The following is a 21,032-nucleotide window of genomic DNA, read 5'->3' as shown; positions in this document are numbered from 1 at the left end:
TTCGCGTCCTTCCGCGTAGTCACAAATATTTCCCTGTGATCAAAGTTACATCCTCCAGCAGGGCCGGTGTGCTTTGTGTCACCGGGAAAGGGGAAATGGGGTAATTTGTGCGCCGAGCGGTTAGCTGCACGCGATGAACAGCACGCCAAGATGGTGTCCAAGGGTGAAAACTTCACGCCCTCATGACACGATCTAAAGCGTGGCGAAGAAATTGGACAACGAAACCGAGCTGGGGCTGAAGCGCCGGGCACGCAAGATCAACCGGGAACTGGCGAAGGCCTACCCCTACGCGGTGCCCGAACTGGACTTCGAGAACCCCTTCGAACTGCTGGTAGCCACCGTGCTCTCCGCGCAGACCACCGACGTGCGGGTCAATGCCATCACTCCAGCGCTCTTCGCCCGTTTCCCGGACGCCCACGCAATGAGCCAAGCCGAACGGGGCGAGCTTGAGCAGCTGATCCGCCCCACCGGTTTCTTCCGCGCCAAGACGGACTCCCTGCTCGGGCTATCCGCCGCCTTGGTTGAACGCTTTGACGGAGAAGTGCCAGCCAAGCTCGAAGAGCTGGTGAAGCTTCCCGGGGTGGGACGCAAAACCGCCAACGTCGTGCTGGGAAATGCCTTCGGTGTTCCCGGAATCACCGTGGACACCCACTTCGGGCGCCTGGCCAACCGCTTTGGGTGGACCGATGAAACCGATCCGGTCAAGGTCGAGCACGCGGTGGGGGAACTGTTCGAAAAACGCGACTGGACGATGCTCAGCCACCGCGTGGTATTCCATGGCCGCCGCGTCTGCCACTCGCGCAAACCTGCCTGCGGGGCCTGCGCCATCGCCAAGCTTTGCCCCTCGTTCGGCATCGGCGAGGAAATACCTGCCAAGGCCACAGCGTTGCTCAAGTATGAGCTCGCACCAGGGCGGGAAGAATTGCTGGCGAAAATGATCGCCGGCGCAACCCGCCGCGAGCTGAGGGCTGAAGGATACGGATTGGACGCATGAGCGCGCGCTTGGAATTGGAAAAAGTAATTGCCCGCCACACGGCACAGGTCGGGGCAACGCAGAAACTGCCCAGCGAATGGGTGATGAGCGATATCGAGCTCGGTGCTGCGCGCCGTGCCGCGGTGCTGATCCTGTTCGGTGCTGCCGGCGAGGCGGCCCTGGAACCGCATTCCCGGGCCGGCGATCTGGACGTGCTGTTCGTGCAGCGCGCCGCGACCCTGCGCAAGCACGCGGGCCAGATCGCTTTCCCCGGAGGCGGCATCGACCAGGAGGATTCGAGCGTTGCCGACGCCGCCTTGCGCGAGGCGTGGGAGGAAACTGGCGTGGACACCTCCGGGATCGAGGTCCTGGGCACCTTGGGGGAAACTGAATTGCCGGTTTCCAACTTCCTGGTCACCCCGGTGATTGGCTGGTGGCATACCGAATCCAAGGTTTATCCGGCTGACCCGGCCGAAAGCGCCGGCGTATTCCGCGCCCCGGTGGCGCACCTGCTGGAGCCAAGGAATCGCCTGACCGGCGTGGTGCAGCGCGGCAATCAGAAGTTCAAGTCCCCGGCCTTCGATTTTGAAGACCGGATCATCTGGGGCTTCACCGCGATCGTGCTGGACAGGCTGTTCAACGAGCTGGGTTGGACCCAGCCGTGGAACAACCGCCGTGAACTGCGCATGGCCTGAAACTGGCTACTTCGCATCCGCGTAGTTCCCGGAGATCGCAACACTGACCGGGAAGCGCGGCGAGGCCTTGCCGAACAGGGAACGCCCGGCGAGCATGGCCGCATGCCGGATGAGCTCCTGCAGTTGCCCAGCCAATTCGGTGGGGCATTCAAAGACAATTTCGTCATGGACAAAGAACACCTGGCGGCAGGTCCGGCTCCACCCGGCCTGATGGATCAGGTGCCGTGCGTGGCCCATCCACACCAAAGCCCACTCCGCGGCGGTCGCCTGTACGACAAAGTTCCTGGTGAACCGGCCGCGGGCTCTCGCCGCGCCGTCAGCAGCCCGCTGCGATGCTTCATCGTTGGTAGCTTTCTGCGCCTGCAGCCACTGCTCATCGGCTGGAGGGCAGCCGCGGCCGAGGAAACTGCGCACGCCTTCACCTTGCTCGCCGGCAAGAGCTGCCTGTTCGACAAAACGCATGGCGGTGGGAAAACTGCGGGTCAGGGCCGCACCCACTGCACCTGAAGCACCGCCGCCACCGCCGTAGATGACCGAGAGCATGCCCAGCTTGGCATCATCTCGGGAAGCCACGAGCTGGGCATCGAGCAGCCACTGGTACAGGTCATCTTGCTGGCCTGCTTTTTGCAATTGCTGGTCATTGGAAATAGCTGCCAGGATTCGAGGTTCCAGTTGCCTCCCGTCGGCCACCACAAACGTCGAGCCGGGACGGGTGCGCACGACCTGCCGGATGGAATGCGGCAATTGGAGCGCCCCGCCACCAGAAGCGGCCCAGCGTCCTGAAGTCACCGTTCCCAGCACATAATGCGGATGGAAGCGGCCGCCTTTCACCCATTGATCCAACCACGCATCACCATGGGTGCTGGCAAGGCGCGAGAGTTTCTTGTATTCAAGAACCGCAGAAATCAATGGATGCTTGATCTGCTCCAGTTCCCAGGCCCGCACCGAGCTCACCGCGAAACCGGCCTTATGCAGGGCGCGCAACAGCTCCTGCGGCGAATCCGGGTTGAGCCCGGGACTGCCTAATGCCTTGGCCAATTGCTGGGCCTTGGCCGCTAGTTTTGGCGGCCGTCCATAGTCGGATACGCGTTCGCCCAATTGCTCGCGCAGCAGGGCGCGGTGTCCGGCTTCATCCCACGACAAACCGGCCGCTTCCATCTCGCAGGCAATCAACGCACCTACCGATTCGGCGTGGATCAATAATTCCAGACGCTGACGGGTGCTGGGCTCCTGCGGCAACGCTTTGCGCTGGGCAACGTACATGGCTACGAGCTCGGAAAGGGACTCGCCGTAGGTCGGGGCGGCAAAGAGCGCATCCTGGTTGGCCCTTTCGTGAGCCTGAACTGGTCGTTCAAGATCGAAGTCTTCGAGCTTTTCCGCACTCAGCGGCGAGCGGTGCAAGATGCGTTGGGCCAAAGAGAGAATATAGGCCTTGGCCAGATGAACACCGGCAGAAACAAGCGGCTGCATCCACGGGGTGGTGCGGAGCATGGCCCATCGGGGCGAATGCCGTGCTTCGAATTCGGCAACAAATCCGGCAAAATCATCCCGGGATACCGAGACGACCGGCTGCAGCGAGTTGCCAGAATACTGGTCGCGAAGATCGATCAGGGCATAGCCATCAGGATCGGCAGCAAGGAAAGCGATGGCACTCATGGATCTATTGTGCCGTGCCAGCGGCCGATATCCCCAGTTGGTTGGCGAGCGGCACGCAAATGATTGGGCAGATGCCACGCTCGATGCATGAAATGGCTATCAGAGTCCTCATCGGCTAAACCGCTGAAGAACACCCAACGATTCGTGATGACTGAACTGGATTTCGCGCAGGCGCCTCCGAACAGCACCAGGAGGCCGGCAGCGGCTGACCGCACGGCGGAAGATGAACCGATCTGCACCATCGTGAGCAACGATGCACGGATTATTGAGCGATGCGCAGTGATCGCGGTCGGCGCGGCGGTGAGAATCAACAAATGCACCGACCCGCAGCTGCTGCCCGCCGATGGTTCTGGGCCGGTGCTGTGGGGCAGCGACATGGCAGCACTAGCCGAAAACACGAGCCGGCCGGTGGATGTCCTGGTCGGTCTGGAAGATGGCGAGGCCATCGTGTGGAGCTTGGCCAGCAGAATTCCCAAAGCAAGGGTGGCAGTTTTGCCCTCGGCCAGCCAATGGCTCGGCGAGTACCTGGGTCTATGGGCCATGAGAGCAGGGCATGGACACACACTGGCACTGCATTCCACAGCAGGCGGGCTGGGAACAACGACCCTGGCCCTGTTGCTGGCGCATGCCGGGACATTAAGTGGTCTTCGCAGCGCCATGATTGATCTGGATCCGCATTCCCAGGGCGCTTGGCCGCTGGTTTGCACACAACCGCCAACGGGAATTGGATGGGAAGAATTGCGGCAATCCGGTGGCGCGCTTGCTGCTCATCAACTGGCTGAAACGCTGCCGAAGCTTCGCGATACCGCAATCTTGACCTGGTCCCAGGCAAGCAGAACGCATGAGCTGGAGGACCAGCTGGTGATCCGCCTGCTGGCCGCCGCCCGGCAAGGATTCGATCTGGTCGTAGTGGATGCCGGGCGCGCACCGCATCCGCAACGGCTGGCACTGAACCAATTCATAGACCGGAATATCGCCACTGCCAGTTCGCTGACCGTGCCAGCCACTGGGGAAGTGGTGCTGTGCGGGGAACAGAAACTACGCAGCACCCCTGCGGGTTTTCCTCAGATTCTTGGTGCCTTCCCCGATTTTCCCCGGATCGGCAAAGCGATCGAGCGCGGCCAATTATTCGACAGTTTCAAATCCCGGGCATTGCGCCAACACCTGTCCAACCTCTGCCTGATACCGCAAATGAAGGAGCAGCACCCATGAGCCCGGGACGGCATAGCCACAACGCCAACCCATCAACGGGCGGGCCTGTGCTGGATGCCAAAATCCTTGAATCCGTGCGTGAACGCGCATTGCTCACCGGCGGGCAGCTTGATGCGATTGCCTTGGCAGGAGCCGTTCACGACTCCGGCGCGGCTCTGGGTTCCCAAGGTGCCGCACAATCGCTGGAATCGCTGCAGAACGAAGTGGCAGGATTATCAATCCTCGAGCCTTTCGCACAGCGGCCCGAGGTGACCGATGTCCTGGTCGACGGGCAAGGGATGGTCTGGACGGATTCTCCGGCCGGCCTGCAGCCCACCGAATTCCGGTTTTCTTCCCCAGAGCAGGTTCGGACCCTGGCCGTCCATCTTGCAACCCTTGCGGGCCGACGGCTCGATTCAGCTAGCCCGTTCATGGACATGAGCTTGAAGAATTACCGCGTCCACGCTGTACTGCCTCCAATTGCCACAGCCGGACCGCTGATCTCGATTCGCGTCAAGCGCAGTGCCCAGCTCGAACTGGGCACCGTCCTGGAAGGATCGAACGGGTTCTGGCTACCGCTGCTTCAAGCCATCGTGGAACGCCAGATGAACTTCCTGATTACCGGAGGAACAGGCAGCGGCAAAACTACCCTCCTGCAAGCCATGCTTGCCGAAGCCAATCCGCGGCACCGTCTGGTCATCGTGGAAGACTCGCAAGAACTGCATGTACCGCACCCGCATGTTGTGTCCTTGCAAACCCGGTCGGCCAACGTCGAATCTGCCGGCCAGGTGCAGCTGAAGGATTTGGTTGTCCAAGCCCTGCGCATGCGCCCTGACCGCCTGGTCGTTGGCGAATGCCGTGGGGAGGAAATACGCGATTTTCTGGCAGCCATGAACACGGGGCATCAGGGAGCCGCAGGCACCATGCACGCCAACAACCCGCAGTCAGTTCCGGCCCGCTTGGCGGCGCTGGGTGCGCTCGCCGGATGGAGCGTGCAGGCGACTTCGTTGCAGGCCTCCAGCGCCTTGGATCTTGTCATTCACATGAACAGGGGGAGCCAAGGGCAGCGCGGACCGGTGGCCCTTGGATGCCTGGACACCGGTAGCGATGGCCAGATGCACATGCGGCGTCTGATAGACCTGGACGCCGCCGAACCGCTGGCCGACTACGGGCACAGCTTCCTGGCGAACAGATTTGGCCCATCGCTCACGCGCACCATTGCCAAGGCGCTAGGCGATGAGCATGCCAAGGAGCAATGACCAATGCTGATCCTCATCTTTGGCGCGCTGGCCTTGTGGCTGTGGATCCCCGCGCACCCGGCAAGCAAAATCAAAGCGGGTTCCCTGCGCAGGCTCCGGGATCGCCGGGCGGAACGCCACACGGACGATGACCAGGTACTGAGCACCGATGCCCGCATCATTCGTGAACTCTCGGCGCTGCTCCGAAGCGGATTGGATTTCCATCCCGCAGTTGATGCGTTGCTGGAGGCCGAGGACGACAGTGGGAACATCATCCGAGCGCTCAAGGACCTCCAAGCAACGCATCGGCTAAGCAACAGCGCTCCCGGACCCGGTCTTCCGGCGGAGCAGGGACAAGGTCCAGCGGTGCGACGACTGCACTGGTGCCTGGAACTCTCCGAACGCAGCGGTGCCAGCCTTGCCGATGTGCTGGAACGGCTAGCCGAAGACCTCGAATGCGCCCTAGCAGCCCAGCAAGCATTCGAAGCGGCCATGGCAGGCCCGAAAGCAACCACTAAGTTGCTGACATGGCTTCCACTAGTCGGGTTTGGATTCGGTCTGCTTGTGGGCATTGATGTTCTGGGCACAATAGGCCGATCATGGGCGGCGCAACTCAGCGTGCTCATTGGAGCATTGCTGTGGATCGCCAACCGGATCTGGTGCCGGCGGCTCATGCAGGCAACCACTAGCCAGGCACTGTCATGATCGTTCTGATTCTGCTTCTAGGGGCGCTTTCCATCGCTTTGGCATTAGGACGGCCCAACTCGAAAAGTCGAGAAGGCAAGGCGCCGCAGTGCCTTGGGAAAAGACGGCAGGAAGATGAAAAACCTGTCGAGCTGATCCTGGATCTGAGCGCCAGCCTGTTGGACTCGGGGATGCCCATCACCGAGATCCTCGATCTGCTCGGTCACAGCATTGAACAGTGCGCGGTGCTGCGCAGCGTAGCGCGCTGCTTGGAAATGAACATGGCGTGGGACAAAGCCTGGGAAGCCGTTCCGCCCTGGCTCGACCCGCTGCGGAGAGCACTGCACTTTGCCCACATGACCGGAGCGCCGGCAGCCAATCTGCTACGAAATACCGCGATTCTGCAACGCCGTGAACATGCACAGAAAGTCGCGCGCCTCGGAGCACAATTCGGTACCAGGCTCGTACTGCCTCTAGGGGCCTGCGCACTGCCGGCTTTCATCGCCCTGGGCGTGGTTCCACTGATCATCGCGCTATTCCCCAGCTACCAGTAATCCCCGGCCGAAGGTTATGCCCAGCTCGTAGGAAACCCATGTTGCTGCCCGCGGCGCTCGCCGATGGTAGAAGCACAACATCCACGGTATCGACGCCGGGGATGACAGTCTAGAAAGGACAACACAATGAACCGACGGTTCCGGGAAATCAGGGATCTGCTGCGAGAAGAGCAGGGATCCACCACCGCCGAATTTGCTATGGTCACGCTGGCTGCCGTGGCTTTTGCCGGCTTGCTGATCAGCATCCTGTCGAGCGGCGACGTACGTGGCATGCTGATGGGCCTGATTACTAAAGCGCTGTCGCTGTAGGCCATGAGCTTCAGCGACGAATCGGGTAGCAGCACCGCCGAATTTGCGGTGCTGCTACCCGCGGTTGCCATGATGCTGTCCTTGGGTTTGTGCTTGGGTGTCGTCGGGATCCAGCAGATCCAAGTTCAGCAGGCAGCCGGGGCCATGGCCAGGGAATTGGCCCGCGGCGAGGACGATGCAACCGCTCGCGCCAGCGGCGTGAGGCTGGCAGGAAGCCAAGCCCGTTTCTCGCTCTCAACAGCCAACGGCTACTGGCAGGTTCACGTCAGCAAATCGGTGAGCCTTCCAATCGTTGGCAGCCTTCAAATCCATGGACAAGCCAGCGTGGCCGTCGAATGAAAAAGCGGCGGAGCCTTCGAAGCGAACAGGGTAGCGGAACGGTCATGGCAACAGCGCTCGTGGTTGTTGCACTGCTAATTGCCGGTGCCGTTTTAGCATGGGTTGCAGCAACCCGAGCCGCGATGCAGGCTGCCAGCGCCGCCGATCTGTCGGCGCTGGCTGCTGCGGATACGGCCCGCGGGTTGCGCCCCGGGGACCCCTGCACAGTTGCGGCGTTGTTGGCCGAATCCAACGGTGCACTGCTGGCAGCATGCACGGTGGAACCCGACGGCCAGTCGGTGCGCGTTACGACTAACGTTCCTGTCGGATTCCGTGCCATGGGCATAGAACTGTATCTGGCCGAAGCCCAGGCACGAGCGGGTGCACCGCCACTGGATGCACCGGGGCGGTGAGCATGGCGGAAGCGGTTAGCGGTGGTGCGCTGGCTCCACGTCGTCAAGCACGGCCGTCAACAGCAAGATCGCTCCAGCCTTGTCCAATGGATTATTGCGGTTACCGCACTTGGGGGACTGCACGCAGCTTGGGCAGCCGTGCTGGCATTCGCAGGCCTCGATGGCATCCCGGGTGGCCCGGATCCAATCGGTGAAGCGCTCGAAACCACGCTCGGCGAATCCAGCACCGCCAGGCTGCGCGTCATAGACGAAAATTGTCGGATGGCCGGTATCCATGTGCAGCGCAGTGGATACTCCGCCGATATCCCAACGGTCGCTGGTAGCAACCAGCGGCAGCAACCCGATCATGGCATGCTCGGCAGCATGCAAGGCTCCGGGGAACTGATCTACCTCCAAACCAGCTCGAAGCAATCGCTGCTCGGTCAGGGTGAACCAAATGGACTTGGTATTCAGATCCCGGGCTTCAAGCTCCAACGGTTCTTCGGACAGCACTTCATTAGAAGCCACCGACTTCCGCTGGAAAGACACGACCTGGGTGGTCACAGTGACTTCACCGAAATGAATCGTCAGTTCTCGGTGGTTACGGCTGCGTTCCTCGGAATCAATGGCAACCGTGGTGAGATCACGCGCCGTGGTGTAGTAATCAGGATTCACCCGAGCCACGATTACCACGTGGTTCTGCTCATCAAGTTCTTCCACATGGTAGCTGGCACCCTGATGGACGTAGATGGCCCCGGGATGCGCCTGATAATGCGTTTGCGGGGAATCCATCGTGCCTAGCAGAGCGCCGGTTTCCGCATCGATGATGTCCACTGGTCCACCGCCATCGGCCCGAATGGAGAACATCCCTGCCGCATGTTGCGGATGCGTCCAGAACCATCCAGCCGGGCGCCGGCGCAAGTAGCCGCGTTGCACCAGCGAATCCAGAAGCTGTTCGGTCTGCGGACCGAAAATTTCCAACTCCTCCGGGCGCAGGGGAGATTCTTGCGCGGCGGCGCAGAGGTGGCCGCTAAGCACATACTTATTCTGCGGATCAAAGACTGTCGCTTCGACACCCAAATCGAAGATGGCTTCGGGATGATGTGCCAGGTAGGTGTCCAACGGATCTTCAGCTGCGACAAAGATCGCCAGCGCATCCTGGCCCGAACGTCCGGCACGGCCGATTTGCTGGAAGAACGATGCGCGGGTGCCTGGCCACCCAGCCACCACTACCGCGTCCAGCCCCGCAATATCGATGCCCAGTTCCAGCGCCGAAGTTGAGGTGACACCCAGCAGCTCGCCACTGCGCAATTGCTTTTCCACCTCACGGCGTTCATTAGGCAAGTAGCCCGAGCGGTACGCTGCAAGCCGGACGGATAGATCCGGTGCAAATTTTTCCAGATGCTTGCGGGTGAGCGTTGCGATTGTTTCAGCACCGCGGCGGGACTTGATGAAGACAATGGTTCGAATATGATCAGCCATCAGATCGGTGAGGATCGAAGCGCCCTCGGCGATGGCGGTACGCCGTACCGGCGCACCATTTTCACCGCGGTGATCACTCATCGGAGGTTCCCACAAGGCCATCACCAGTTCACCGCTGGCGGAGAAATCGTTGGTCACCGCTTGAGCTGGCGCCCCAATGAGACGCCCGAAGGATGCTTCGGGGTCTGAGCTCGTCGCGGACGCACCGATGAAGACCGGGCAGCTGCCGTAATAGGCGCATATGCGACGCAACCGGCGCATCAGGTTGGCTACGTGTGCGCCAAAGACCCCACGGTAGGAATGGGCCTCGTCGATAATGATGTAGCGAAGGCGCTTGAAGAATCTGGACCAGGCCGGATGGTTGGGCAGGATGCCGCGGTGCAGCATATCTGGGTTGGTGAAGACGAAGTTGGCGTGCTGGCGTACCCAAGCACGGGTGGCCTGGTCGGTATCGCCATCGTAGGGAGCGGCTCGGACCCCGGGAACGCCTAGGGACTCCACAGCGGAAAGCTGGTCGGCTGCCAGTGCTTTGGTTGGGCAGATATAAAGCACCGATGCACCGGCATCAGCATCGTTGAATCCGCTGTCCTTCGCCTGGTACAACTGTTCCAGACTTGGCATCAGGTAGGCCATGGACTTGCCTGAGGCGGTACCGGTGGAAACTATGGTGTGGTGGCCCTCGTGGATGAGGTTGGCTGCTTGGGCCTGGTGCAGCCAAGGCTGCTGGATGCCCAGTCCCTGGAATATCCCAACTAGTTCAGCGCTGAGCCACGCTGGCCATTGGCTGGTGATCTCGTCTTTGGCAGCCCTGGTGCGGCGGTGCACCACAGCATCGGGATCGTTGGTCCGGTCATAGGGATCTAAGAGAGAACGCACTGACTTCACGAGGACGCCTTCCGGACCGAGAACTGCTGGAGTTAAAGACTATCGCCGTGCTTGACGCGGAAGCGTCAAGCACGGCGATAAGAGTAATCTTGGAGGCCCTAGGCCTTGAACATGACAACCTTGCCCAGCGAAGTCCAGCCCAGCGAAGCGTAAAGCTGCTGGCCATCGACCGAAGCGATCAACAGGCCTTCATCAACATCGTGTTCTTGAGCCAGCGAAGCCAGCGCACGCATGATCAGGGTACCTAGGCCCTGGCGGCGGAAATCGGCGCCGGTGATGATGCGGTCGAAGATTGCGTATCCGCCAACTGCTGAGACATGGCCGGATGCCGCAACGACTTCCTGGTTGTCCTCGGGATGCAGCGACACGTAGGCATGAGTGCCATCGCGTTCAATCTGGAAGACGAAGCCGTCTGCAGGCAGTGGGACCTCGACGTCGTGCACGGCTAGTTCGGTGACCATCAGTGCTTCGTCATCGGCAGTGACCTGCAGGCCTACTTCAGCCGCAATGGCAACCAGATTCTCGGCGGAGTCGTCGAAAGCCGTCAGCCGACGGTTCGGGTGCTTCGTCAGGGTCTCGGCTACTGCTGCGAGTTCCTCTTTGGAGGGACCATAGATGACGTATTCCCAGTCTTCAGTGGTGTCGTGGCGCAGCGCAGCGTGGACCCGTCCTTCGTTGCGGGTTTCATAACCACGAGCCCCAGCCCAGCCTGCTACCCAGGTGCCAATCAGTTCATCGCTTGCGTTTGATGCCATAATTTGACCCTACCTTGTCTTTCCTAGGAATTAGCTGACATTGAACTAATCGTTGCCTACTTGGAACTATTGCACTGGCCGAGAGCCCGATATTTTCGGGAAAGATCAATGTGACATTGCTCTTTTCCTCGGCGTTTCGCGGCCAAAAGCTACTAACATTGTAGGGTGGCCATTCATCGTATTGTTCTGTATTACGCTTTTACTCCGCTCCCAGACCCGGAGGCAATCCGCCTTTGGCAGCGCTCGCTGCTGGAGCGCTGGGGCTTGCGCGGACGCATCATCATCTCCAAAGACGGCATCAACGGCACCGTTGGTGGCGAGATCTCCGCAGTCAAGGCCTACGTCAAGGCCACGCGAGAACTGCCAGCTTTCAAGAAGATGGATATCAAGTGGTCGGAAGGTTCGGCAGAAGACTTCCCGCGTATCTCCGTCAAGGTTCGCGACGAGATCGTGACCTTCGGCGCTCCTGGCGAACTGGAAGTTGACGAGAACGGTGTTGTCGGCGGTGGCACCCACTTGCGCCCCGAAGAACTTCACGAGCTGGTTGACAACAAGAAGAAGACCGGCGAGAAGGTCCATTTCTTCGATGGCCGCAACGCATTCGAAGCGCAGATCGGCAAGTTCAAGGACGCGATTGTCCCCGAAGTGGACACCACCCGCGATTTCGTTGCCGAGCTGGATTCGGGCAAGTACGACCACCTGAAGGACCAGCCGGTGGTCACCTACTGCACCGGCGGCATTCGCTGCGAAGTGCTTTCGGCTTTGATGGTCAAACGCGGATTCCAAGAGGTGTACCAGATGCAGGGCGGCATCGTCCGCTATGGCGAGAAGTACGGGGATGAAGGCCTATGGGAAGGCTCTCTCTACGTTTTCGATAAGCGCATGCATACCGAATTCTCCGAAGACGCTGTCACCATCGGTGAATGCGTGGGCTGCCAAGGTCCAACCAACAAGTTCGAGAACTGTTCGGACCCGGCCTGCCGCAACCTGCGCCTGTTCTGCGAGGACTGCGCAAAGGACGAAGCACTGCGCCGGTGCCCAGACTGCAGCACCGTAGACGCCTAACTTCAGCTTTCACCAACCGCGACCTGGACTTTCCATAAGTCCAGGCCGCGTTTTCTATGCGGTCACCTTCGGCCACATTCCGCGCGACGCATCCTTGACGTCGACCTGTTCCACCTCGGTCCGGTAGATTCTCAGCCCTCGCGCCTGGTAGTTCGGTAGCGCCGCCGGTCCGTCCAGTGAGCAGGTATGCAGCCATACCCGGCTGACCTCAGGCAGCTGCGGCCATCGTGAACCCAGGGCCCAGGCCTGTTGCAGTGCTTCGCTGAGCAGCACCCCGCCAAGGCCGCGGCCGGTAGCTTCGGGAAATAAGCCGAAGTAGAAGATCTCGACTTCACTGCCGGCGTCCGCGACTTCCGTGACGAGCTCCACGTACCCCTGGGGAGCACCGTGCTGGTAGAGCACCCAGGTTTCTGAGCCCGGGCGTCGAAGCACTTCGTCCCACTGGTCTCGGGTCGAACCCAGGCGGTCAGACCAGTTCAATTCGCTGCCCACGCTCTGATACAGAAACCGCGAAAATTCCGGGGTGATCTCCTTGGCCAGCTCGATCCGGGCGTCCTCGGGCAAGGACTTGGCCGAGCGAATGACATCAGCGGAGTCGAGTTGCTGGAGATAGGTCACCGTTACTTGGGTCATGCCCACATCATAGGTCGCCGTAGTTTGCCTGGCCTAGCTATCACCCGTTGAGTTACTCGGTAGACTTGGAGGTGTGAATGCTGCTGAATTTTCTTCCATTGATGACGCTCCCCAGAGCTACAATCAACTGCTCATCGACTCGCTAGCCAAAGACCTCACTGATGTCGGGTACAACTATGAAAATGTTGCGGGGCTGCTTGGTGAGGAAGCTGCGGCAGCATTTGCCCGCGACCAGCTCCACCCTGCCTTGCGAAACCTGGATCGTAGCAGGCCAGATAGCTCGCTTGCCTGTGTGGTTCGCCTCTTCCAAATGGGCCAGACCCAGGAAGACGCGGCCATCAATGCCGCCTTCCCGACATTGAAGACCGACGGATTGCTCAAGCTGGGCCTGATCGAGTCCTGGGCTACCGGTTACCGGGCCAAGATTGCCCTGGCGCTGCATTCCTCCGATGCTGACGGTGAATTGTGGGTGGCCCACGACCTGGGTGCCCACCAGCGTCCCGGCGTGTTGCGCACCGACCATGTGCTGGGCATTGGACAGGCGTCCCTGACCCTGGCGCAGATCACGATCCGCGAAAAGGTCGAGCGCGCACTGGACTTGGGTACCGGCTGCGGCATCCAGCTGTTCCATCTGCTATCGCACGCGGAGCATGTTACGGCCACAGACCTGTCGGCCCGAGCCCTGGGCTTCACCCGCTTCAACCTGATGCTCAACTACCAGGCCCTGGAGCTGGATCCGGATAACCTCGAATCGCGGGTCACCCTGCTCCAGGGAAGCCTGTTCGATCCGGTGGCTGGATCCACTTTCAACCTGATCGCCAGCAACCCGCCGTTCGTGATTACCCCGCGAAGCAGCAACGAGCGCGCCAAGGACCGGTTCACCTACCGTGATGGCGGAATGGCCGGCGATACGCTGGTGAGCACCTTGATCGAGCAGGCTCCTGGCTTCCTGACGCCGGGTGGCTGCATGCAAATGCTGTCAAACTGGGAGATTCCTCGCCTAGATGATGAATCCAACCAGCCGTGGGATGCCCGCGTGCGCCAGTGGTTCGGCGACGAGCTGGACGTATGGGTGATCGAGCGGGAGCAAACAACGCCAAGCGGCTACGCCGAGACATGGCTGCGCGACTCTTCCCAGACCGAGGACAGCACTTCATACATCTCCGCCTACAACGCATACCTCGATGACTTCGAGTCCCGCGGCGTGGGTGCCATCGGCTTCGGTCTGGTGTACTTCCGCCGTCCAGCCGCAGGCCATCCGGTACTGCAGCGCTACGAGCAGATCTCGCACCAGGTGGAACAGCCGCTCGCCCCGACCCTGCAGCGGGACATTGCCATGTCCGACCAGCTGGCCGCCGCCAATGAAGGATTCAAGGATTGGCACCTGCTGGTGGCCGAGGATGTTACTGAGGAGCGCCATCAGCGCCCGGGGGCGGAGCACCCCGGCGTGATCTTGCTGCGGCAGGGGGCAGGGCTGCGCCGTACTGAATTGCTTGATACCGCACAGGCAGGATTTGTTTCCGCCTGCGATGGTGATTTGTCGGTATCGCAACTAGTCAACGCGTTGGATTCCTTGATTGGAGAAGGGCAAGAAGACTTCGCGTACCTGCTTTATGAAGCAGTGAAGCGACTCTTGCGACATGGCCTGCTTCAGAAAATGTGAAACAAGCGCTAAAGTTTTTCCCTATGACACGGAACACAATTGAGGAACAAGGTGGGGCCGCCTCGCGCGATGAGGCGGAAATCCCACAAGTTGTCTCGATCACTGACCCCCAGGCGATTCGAGCGTTGGCCCATGACGCTCGACTGATCGTCTTGGATGAGCTCTTTGCTTCGCAGACCACCCGCACCGCTACAGAACTTGCATCCTTGTGTGCGCTGACACCTAGCGCCATGAGCTATCACCTCCGGGCCCTGGAGAAGTACGGGTACGTGATTCGTGCTGCCAGCGAAGGAGACGCACGCGAGCGGCGGTGGCGAGCGGCTGGTGAACGGCTAGAGCTGAACACGCAGATCGACTCGGCGAACGCCAAAACTGCGTACTTGAACGTGCAATTGAACGCATTCCGCACCCGGCTCAATGCTGAAGTCCAGCGGCGCGAGGCAGAAGCGAAGACCGGAATCGCTCCGGACCCGGATCGTCCGCCGATGCTGACTAGCGGTTTGGTCTTCCTCTCGGAAGCCAAGCAACGCGAGTTCAACCGCAGAATGCTGGATCTGGTCTACGAATACGAGGCACAGGCAACAGCCGAGGAACGCAGTATTGATTCGCGGCGTATGTTCTACTTAATCTCATTGCTTCCCGAATACCAGAGCATGGGGGAGGCATCATCATAAGTATGCCCGGCTCAGGGAGCGCAGATTCTTCGGTGTAAGATCATCGGGAAATGTGCTTATAGAGTAGGCATGAAGAACGAAGCTGCGATGGCGGATTGATCAGGGCCCGGAAATGGGTATCCAAGGTCCGTGTTGTCTAAAGGAGTGCTGTGCCCCCCAAGGCCAAGGAAAAGACTGGTAAGAAACTCGTAATCGTGGAGTCTCCTGCCAAGGTGAAGTCGATCGCCAAATATTTGGGTGAAGGCTTTGACGTGGATGCCTCCGTGGGCCATATCCGCGACCTTCCGCAGCCCTCAGAACTGCCAACCGAGCTGAAAAAGACCTCAGTAGGCAAGTTCGCTGTCGATCTGGACAACGACTTTGAGCCTTACTACATGGTCTACCCGGACAAGAAGAAGCGCGTTTCCGAACTGAAGGCGAAGCTCAAAGAAGCTGACGAACTTTACCTCGCAACCGATGCGGACCGCGAAGGCGAAGCCATCGCGTGGCACCTGCTGCAGGTCCTGAAGCCAAAGGTTCCGGTACGCCGCCTGGCATTTACCGAAATCACCAAGGAAGGCATCGCCCGCGCACTGGAAAACATGCGCGAGCTCGATACCGACCTCGTCGACGCCCAGGAAACCCGCCGTGTCCTGGACCGCCTCTATGGTTACGAAATTTCACCGGTGCTCTGGCGCAAGGTGGCTCGCGGGCTGTCCGCAGGCCGCGTGCAGTCCGTGGCAACCCGTTTGGTCGTCGAGCGCGAACGCGAACGCATGGCCTTCATCCCCGCCGGATACTGGGATGTGAAGGGCAACTTCGCCACCAGTGAAGGCGAAGGCTTCGCAGCGAAGCTCTCGGCAGTGGACGGCGCCCGTGTCGCCTCCGGCCGTGACTTCGATGACCGCGGCCAGCTGAAGACCACCCGCAATAAGCTGGCCCACCTGGATCAGGAGTCGGCCCAGTCGCTGGTGGCGAACCTGTCGGATACCGGCTTTGCGGTGACCTCCGTCGAGGACAAGCCGTACACCCGTCGTCCGGCCGCCCCTTTCACCACCTCCACGCTGCAGCAGGAAGCATCCCGCAAGCTGCGCTGGAGCTCCAAGATCACCATGCAGATCGCTCAGCGGCTGTATGAAAACGGCTACATCACCTATATGCGTACCGATTCGGTCTTCCTCTCGGGCGAGGCAGTGAACGCCGCGCGCAAGCAGGCAATCGAACTGTATGGCGCGGATTCCGTTCCAGCCAAGCCGCGCGTCTACAAGGCGAAGAACGATGCCGCGCAGGAAGCCCACGAGGCAATCCGCCCGGCCGGTGACATGTTCCGCCGCCCGAAGGACGTGCGTTCCTCCTTGTCCAAGGACGAGTACGCATTGTACGAGCTGATCTGGAAGCGCACCGTCGCCTCGCAGATGGCCGATGCCAAGGGCTTCACCGCCACCATCAAGCTGCAGGGCACCGCCAGCGATCAGCGCGTGGCCGAGTTCTCGGCCTCCGGCACCGTAATCACCTTCCGCGGTTTCCTTTCCGCCTATAAGGAGGGCAAGGACGAACAGGCCCTGGAAGCCGCAGCAGAGAATGCCGAAGCCCGCCTGCCGCAGCTGGCTGTGGGCCAGCAGCTGGCCGGCGATGAACTGACCGCTCTGGGCCACGAAACCTCCCCGCCGGCTCGTTACACCGAAGCTTCAATCGTGGCCGAGCTGGAAAAGCGCGAGATCGGCCGCCCGTCGACCTACGCGCCAACCATCTCCACGATCATGGACCGCGGCTATGTCACCAAGCGAGGCGGCGCCCTGGTGCCGAGCTGGATCGCCTTCTCGGTGATCCGCTTGCTCGAAGAGCACTTCGCGAAGTACGTGGACTACGATTTCACCGCCCGCCTGGAAGATGATCTCGATGAGATCGCCAAGGGCCATCGTGCCCGCACCGACTGGCTGAACCTGTTCTACTTCGGCAAGGGCGCGGAGACCGAATCCGAAGGCTTGAAGCATGTGGTCGATAACCTCGGCGACATCGACGCCCGTGCGATCAACTCGATCAAGGTCACCGACGACATCACCTTGCGTGTGGGCAAGTTCGGCCCGTACCTGGAACGTGCCATCCCGGAAGGCGCCGAGGAAGGCACCGAGCCGCAGCGCGCCAACGTGCCTGAGGATCTGGCCCCGGATGAGCTGACTGCCGAAAAGGCAGAGGAGCTCTTTGCCAACTCGCAGGTCTCCGAAATGCACTTGGGCATTGATCCGGAAACCGGTCGCCAGATCGTAGCCAAGGATGGCCGATACGGCGCCTACGTCACCGAGATCATCCCGGAGCCAACCGAAGAGGAATTGGCGGCCCAGCCGGTCGAGTACTACAAGAATGGCAAGCCGAAGCCGCCGAAGAAGCCAACCAAGGTCAAGCCGCGCACCGCGTCGCTGTTCAAGTCCATGACTGTCGAATCAGTGACCTTGGAAGATGCCCTGAAGCTGATGAGCCTGCCTCGCGCACTGGGTGCTGACGCTGACGGCGAAGAGATCACCGTGCAGAACGGCCGCTTCGGTCCGTACCTGAAGAAGGGCAGCGATTCGCGCTCGATCGAGAGCGAAGAGCAGATCTTCACGATCACCTTGGACGAAGCGCTGGCGATCTACGCGCAGCCGAAGCAGCGTGGCCGTCGTGCCGCGGTACCGCCATTGGCCGAGTTCGGAGTGGACCCGACCAGCGAGAAGAACATCGTGGTCAAGGATGGCCGCTTCGGTCCATACATCACCGACGGCGTCACCAACATCACCGTTCCGCGCACTACCTCCCTGGAGGAACTGACGCGCGAGCAGGCTATCGAGCTGCTGGCAGACAAACGTGCCCGCGGACCGGTGAAGCGCACGGCAAAGAAGGCGCCGGCCAAGACGCCAGCAGCCAAGAAGACCCCGGCGAAGAAGGCCACGGCCAAGAAGACGACCGCGAAAAAGACTGACTAGTCTTTCTTGCCAGGCCTAACGAGGAGCGCACCATGAGACTCGGTGTATTGGATATCGGTTCGAATACCGTTCACCTGTTGCTCGTCGATGCATATCCGGGAGCCCGCCCGGTTCCCTATGCCTCGCACAAGCGACCCTTGTCCTTGGTGCGCTACCTCAATGAGTATGGCGCCATAACTGAAGAGGGCCAGCGCGAGCTGATCTCCTTCATCAAGGAAGCCGCCAAGTTCGCCGAAAACCACCAGGTTGAGGACTTCATGGCTTTCTGCACTTCAGCGATTCGCGAATCCTCCAACGGTGCTGCCGTCCTGGAACGCGTCGAAGTCGAGACAGGCGTGAGCTTGATGGAACTGACCGGCGAAGAAGAAGCCGGCATGACCTTCTACTCCGTACGCCGTTGGTTTGGCTGGTCTTCGGAATCCATCCTGAACCTGGATATGGGCGGAGGCTCGCTGGAGCTGGCCTTGGGCGTTGACGAGTTCCCGCAAACAGCCTTCTCCGTGCCCCTGGGCGCCGGCCGGCTGACCCGCGAATGGCTTCCTAACGACCTGCCGTCCATTAAGGAAGTCAAGGAACTGCGTACGTACGTGCGTGACGTTCTCACGGACCCAACTACCGAGCTGCGCCAGTATGGCAAGCCCACCTTGGCCACCGCTACTTCCAAGACTTTCCGCTCGCTGGCTCGCATCACCGGAGCCGCGCCGAGCACGGAAGGCCCCTATGTTAAGCGCGTGCTCAATCGTGACGCATTGAAATTGTGGACCAACCGATTGACCGCGATGAGCTGGGCTGAACGGGCAGAACTGCCCGGTGTCTCAGAGATTCGCGCCCCGCAACTGCTTGCCGGGGCGATTGTCGCTCACGAAGCGATGAATGCCTTGAAACTGAAATCTGTGCGGATTTGCCCTTGGGCGATTCGTGAAGGCTTGATGCTGCGACGTTTTGATCACGTGATGTTTGACTCTGCGACACCGCTCAGTAGTAGCGTTGGAGTTGGGGAAGTAGCTCTGGATAACGAGAAGTACAAATTTCTCGCCAAACCCAGCAGCTAACCTTCTTGGCTAAGCGGTGCCCGCACAGTGGACCCGGTAACAGGAGGCAAGAGCATGGAAGACCAGAAGAGCACAATGAAGGTGCCAGTCACCCTCTCTAGCGCGTCAGTTTATCCGCTGACCGTCCATGACGCCTTCGCGATGGCCAAGGACGTGGGATACGACGGGCTGGAAGTGCTGATTACCGGCAACGCAGCCAGCCAATCTGCGACCGCGCTCAAAGCCTTGATGGACAAGTACCAACTGCCGATCATGGCCATCCACGCACCGACACTGCTGCTCACCCAGCAGGTGTGGGGCTCTGCTTGGGCCAAGATCGAACGTTCGGTCATCCTGGCCCAAGCGGTCGGCGCAAATGTGGTTGTCGCCCATCCGCCATTCAGGTGGCAGGGCGCCTACGCCGAAGAATTCGCCGAAGGCGTGCAGCGATTGGTTGAGACCACGGGGATGAAAATCGCCGTGGAAAACATGTACCCATGGCGTGCCCGGGGCCGTGAAGCGAAAATGTACCTTCCGCACTGGAACCCAGTCCCGCAGCACTACCAGCATGTGACCTGGGATTTCTCCCATGCGGCGATTGCCAATATGGATTCGCGCCAAGCCGTTGAGGACCTGGGCCAGCGACTGGCGCACGTTCATCTGTGCGATGGTTTGGATAACGGCAAAGACGAGCACCTTGTGCCAGGCCTGGGCACCCAACCGGTGGCCGAAACGCTGCAATATCTGCGTGATGCCAATTGGAGCGGCACCGTAGCGGTCGAGGTCTCCACACGCAAAGCTCGCAACACCGGGCAAAAAGAAGAATGGCTGGGAAAGACCCTAGAATTTGCCCGCCAGCACTTAACAGTCGGCAGCGATCCCAAGCCAATGACACAATAGCCATATGAGTGAAGCAACAAAGAATCTGTCCCTGTCCTTCCTCGGCGCCGGCTCCATGAACGGCGCCATCCTGCGTGGCATTATCGCCTCGGGCCATGACCCGCAGCTCATCACCGCTACCGTGCGAAGCGATAACCGCGTAGCGGAACTGCGCGAATTGGGCATCAACGTCTTGGTCAGCGAGGAAGATCCCGAAGCCAACCGCCGGGCTGCCGCCAGCGCAGACATTATCTTCCTGGGCGTGAAGCCGGTAGGCATCACCGAACTGTGCGAGGAGATTTCCGGATCGCTGGACGCGCAGAAGGTCGTTGTTTCCGTAGCCGCCGCTATCACCCTGAGCAGCATGCAGTCTCATCTGCCAGCTGGCCAGCCGGTCATCCGTTCCATGCCGAACACCCCTTTGATGGTCGGTGCCGGCGTGGTGGGAATCAGCCCGGCGGCAAGCGTGAGCGACGAGCAGACCAAGTTGGTCACCGATCTGCTCTCCGGATCCGGCGACGTGCACGTCATCGACGAAGAGCAGCAAAATGCGCTCTCGGCAATTTCCGGGTCCGGTCCGGCCTATGCTTTCTACCTGGCTGAGGCCATGGCCAATGCCGGTGTGGCCATGGGCTTGGATGAAAAGCTTTCAATCGCGCTGGCACGTGCCACTGTGGCCGGTGCCGGCAAGATGCTCTCGAACCCTGACGCGGATCCCGCGACCCTGCGCAAGGCAGTAACCAGCCCGAAGGGCACCACCGAGCAGGCTATCGCCACCTTCGATGAGCAGGGAATTCCAAAGATTATTGCTGCGGGCACGCAAGCGGCAGCCGCCCGTGCAGCGCAGCTGAGTGAAGAGCTCGGCTAGGAACGAGCATCCAGTACGGCGGTGGGGGGGGCCCCAAATGTTTTGGGGCCCCCCCCGGGTATCCGAGCGCGGGGGCGGAGGGGGGGGGGGGGGAACGCCGGGGGGGGGGCCAGGGCCCCCGGACGTGAAGGCACAGCAGGGGCGGGCC

At 60.7% G+C, this 21,032-nt stretch carries 20 protein-coding genes; 16 read left to right on the top strand and 4 right to left on the bottom strand.

Annotation, left to right across the window (positions count from 1 at the left end; genetic code table 11):
- Nucleotides 1-199: 199 nt before the first annotated feature.
- Nucleotides 200-994, top strand: a complete 795-nt coding sequence (nth, locus tag ACIP6G_RS03460) for an endonuclease III (RefSeq protein ID WP_105656977.1) — start codon at nucleotides 200-202, stop codon at nucleotides 992-994.
- On the top strand, nucleotides 991-1,668 hold the full coding sequence (locus ACIP6G_RS03455; protein ID WP_365945056.1) for a CoA pyrophosphatase: 678 nt from the start codon (nucleotides 991-993) through the stop codon (nucleotides 1,666-1,668). The genes nth and ACIP6G_RS03455 overlap by 4 nt, the downstream gene beginning before the upstream one ends.
- A gap of 6 nt (nucleotides 1,669-1,674) precedes the next feature.
- Here the strand turns inward: ACIP6G_RS03455 and ACIP6G_RS03450 are convergent, their stop codons facing one another.
- Complete coding sequence (locus ACIP6G_RS03450; RefSeq protein WP_365945055.1) at nucleotides 1,675-3,324, bottom strand: bifunctional 3'-5' exonuclease/DNA polymerase; 1,650 nt, start codon at nucleotides 3,322-3,324, stop codon at nucleotides 1,675-1,677.
- 87 nt (nucleotides 3,325-3,411) lie between these two features.
- Between ACIP6G_RS03450 and ACIP6G_RS03445 the strand changes: the two genes are divergently transcribed.
- From ACIP6G_RS03445 to ACIP6G_RS03415, 7 genes are all read left to right on the top strand, one after another.
- Nucleotides 3,412-4,536 (top strand): hypothetical protein, encoded by a 1,125-nt coding sequence (locus tag ACIP6G_RS03445; RefSeq protein ID WP_365945054.1) that lies wholly within the window; start codon nucleotides 3,412-3,414, stop codon nucleotides 4,534-4,536.
- Nucleotides 4,533-5,774 (top strand): TadA family conjugal transfer-associated ATPase, encoded by a 1,242-nt coding sequence (locus tag ACIP6G_RS03440; RefSeq protein WP_332730737.1) that lies wholly within the window; start codon nucleotides 4,533-4,535, stop codon nucleotides 5,772-5,774. Before ACIP6G_RS03445 ends, ACIP6G_RS03440 begins: the two co-directional genes overlap by 4 nt.
- 3 nt (nucleotides 5,775-5,777) lie before the next feature.
- The gene (locus tag ACIP6G_RS03435) at nucleotides 5,778-6,458 is read left to right on the top strand and encodes a type II secretion system F family protein (RefSeq protein WP_365945053.1); all 681 of its coding nucleotides are present in this window, start codon (nucleotides 5,778-5,780) and stop codon (nucleotides 6,456-6,458) included.
- A complete protein-coding gene (locus ACIP6G_RS03430; RefSeq protein ID WP_332503650.1) occupies nucleotides 6,455-6,991 on the top strand; it encodes a type II secretion system F family protein in 537 nt (178 codons plus the stop codon). The genes ACIP6G_RS03435 and ACIP6G_RS03430 overlap by 4 nt, the downstream gene beginning before the upstream one ends.
- Before the next feature lie 126 nt (nucleotides 6,992-7,117).
- Nucleotides 7,118-7,300: a DUF4244 domain-containing protein gene (locus ACIP6G_RS03425; RefSeq protein ID WP_105656970.1), complete on the top strand. Its 183-nt coding sequence runs from the start codon at nucleotides 7,118-7,120 to the stop codon at nucleotides 7,298-7,300.
- Nucleotides 7,301-7,303: 3 nt separating this feature from the next.
- Nucleotides 7,304-7,639 (top strand): TadE family type IV pilus minor pilin, encoded by a 336-nt coding sequence (locus ACIP6G_RS03420; RefSeq protein WP_105656969.1) that lies wholly within the window; start codon nucleotides 7,304-7,306, stop codon nucleotides 7,637-7,639.
- On the top strand, nucleotides 7,636-8,031 hold the full coding sequence (locus ACIP6G_RS03415; RefSeq protein ID WP_332727160.1) for an Rv3654c family TadE-like protein: 396 nt from the start codon (nucleotides 7,636-7,638) through the stop codon (nucleotides 8,029-8,031). The genes ACIP6G_RS03420 and ACIP6G_RS03415 overlap by 4 nt, the downstream gene beginning before the upstream one ends.
- 15 nt (nucleotides 8,032-8,046) lie before the next feature.
- On the opposite strand, the gene ACIP6G_RS03410 is transcribed toward ACIP6G_RS03415, so the two are convergent.
- The gene (locus ACIP6G_RS03410) at nucleotides 8,047-10,377 is read right to left on the bottom strand and encodes a DEAD/DEAH box helicase (RefSeq protein WP_365945052.1); all 2,331 of its coding nucleotides are present in this window, start codon (nucleotides 10,375-10,377) and stop codon (nucleotides 8,047-8,049) included.
- Between the two features lie 98 nt (nucleotides 10,378-10,475).
- The gene (locus ACIP6G_RS03405; RefSeq protein WP_400288644.1) at nucleotides 10,476-11,132 is read right to left on the bottom strand and encodes a GNAT family N-acetyltransferase; all 657 of its coding nucleotides are present in this window, start codon (nucleotides 11,130-11,132) and stop codon (nucleotides 10,476-10,478) included.
- Nucleotides 11,133-11,297: 165 nt separating this feature from the next.
- Between ACIP6G_RS03405 and ACIP6G_RS03400 the strand changes: the two genes are divergently transcribed.
- The gene (locus ACIP6G_RS03400) at nucleotides 11,298-12,197 is read left to right on the top strand and encodes a rhodanese-related sulfurtransferase (RefSeq protein ID WP_105656965.1); all 900 of its coding nucleotides are present in this window, start codon (nucleotides 11,298-11,300) and stop codon (nucleotides 12,195-12,197) included.
- Between the two features lie 54 nt (nucleotides 12,198-12,251).
- Here ACIP6G_RS03400 and ACIP6G_RS03395 read toward each other — a convergent pair whose 3' ends face one another.
- The gene (locus ACIP6G_RS03395) at nucleotides 12,252-12,830 is read right to left on the bottom strand and encodes a GNAT family N-acetyltransferase (RefSeq protein WP_105656964.1); all 579 of its coding nucleotides are present in this window, start codon (nucleotides 12,828-12,830) and stop codon (nucleotides 12,252-12,254) included.
- Nucleotides 12,831-13,140: 310 nt separating this feature from the next.
- Here ACIP6G_RS03395 and ACIP6G_RS03390 point away from each other — a divergent pair, with 310 nt between their 5' ends.
- From ACIP6G_RS03390 to proC, 6 genes are all read left to right on the top strand, one after another.
- A complete protein-coding gene (locus ACIP6G_RS03390) occupies nucleotides 13,141-14,493 on the top strand; it encodes a methyltransferase (protein WP_400288641.1) in 1,353 nt (450 codons plus the stop codon).
- Nucleotides 14,494-14,516: 23 nt separating this feature from the next.
- On the top strand, nucleotides 14,517-15,167 hold the full coding sequence (locus ACIP6G_RS03385; protein WP_105657083.1) for a helix-turn-helix transcriptional regulator: 651 nt from the start codon (nucleotides 14,517-14,519) through the stop codon (nucleotides 15,165-15,167).
- Nucleotides 15,168-15,316: 149 nt separating this feature from the next.
- Nucleotides 15,317-18,106 carry a type I DNA topoisomerase gene (gene topA, locus ACIP6G_RS03380; RefSeq protein WP_400288639.1) on the top strand — a complete coding sequence of 930 codons (2,790 nt, stop codon included), beginning with the start codon at nucleotides 15,317-15,319 and terminating at the stop codon, nucleotides 18,104-18,106.
- A 32-nt stretch (nucleotides 18,107-18,138) separates the two neighbouring features.
- The gene (locus tag ACIP6G_RS03375; RefSeq protein ID WP_105656961.1) at nucleotides 18,139-19,158 is read left to right on the top strand and encodes a Ppx/GppA phosphatase family protein; all 1,020 of its coding nucleotides are present in this window, start codon (nucleotides 18,139-18,141) and stop codon (nucleotides 19,156-19,158) included.
- Between the two features lie 54 nt (nucleotides 19,159-19,212).
- Complete coding sequence (locus tag ACIP6G_RS03370) at nucleotides 19,213-20,037, top strand: sugar phosphate isomerase/epimerase (protein WP_105656960.1); 825 nt, start codon at nucleotides 19,213-19,215, stop codon at nucleotides 20,035-20,037.
- 4 nt (nucleotides 20,038-20,041) lie between these two features.
- The gene (gene proC / locus ACIP6G_RS03365; RefSeq protein ID WP_105656959.1) at nucleotides 20,042-20,884 is read left to right on the top strand and encodes a pyrroline-5-carboxylate reductase; all 843 of its coding nucleotides are present in this window, start codon (nucleotides 20,042-20,044) and stop codon (nucleotides 20,882-20,884) included.
- Nucleotides 20,885-21,032: the final 148 nt, after the last annotated feature.

The sequence above is a fragment of the Glutamicibacter sp. NPDC088483 genome (genome assembly GCF_044753145.1).
In the GTDB taxonomy this organism is placed as follows: domain Bacteria; phylum Actinomycetota; class Actinomycetes; order Actinomycetales; family Micrococcaceae; genus Glutamicibacter.
Note: the sequence above shows the minus strand (reverse complement) of the source record. Positions and strands in the feature narration are given on the sequence as shown.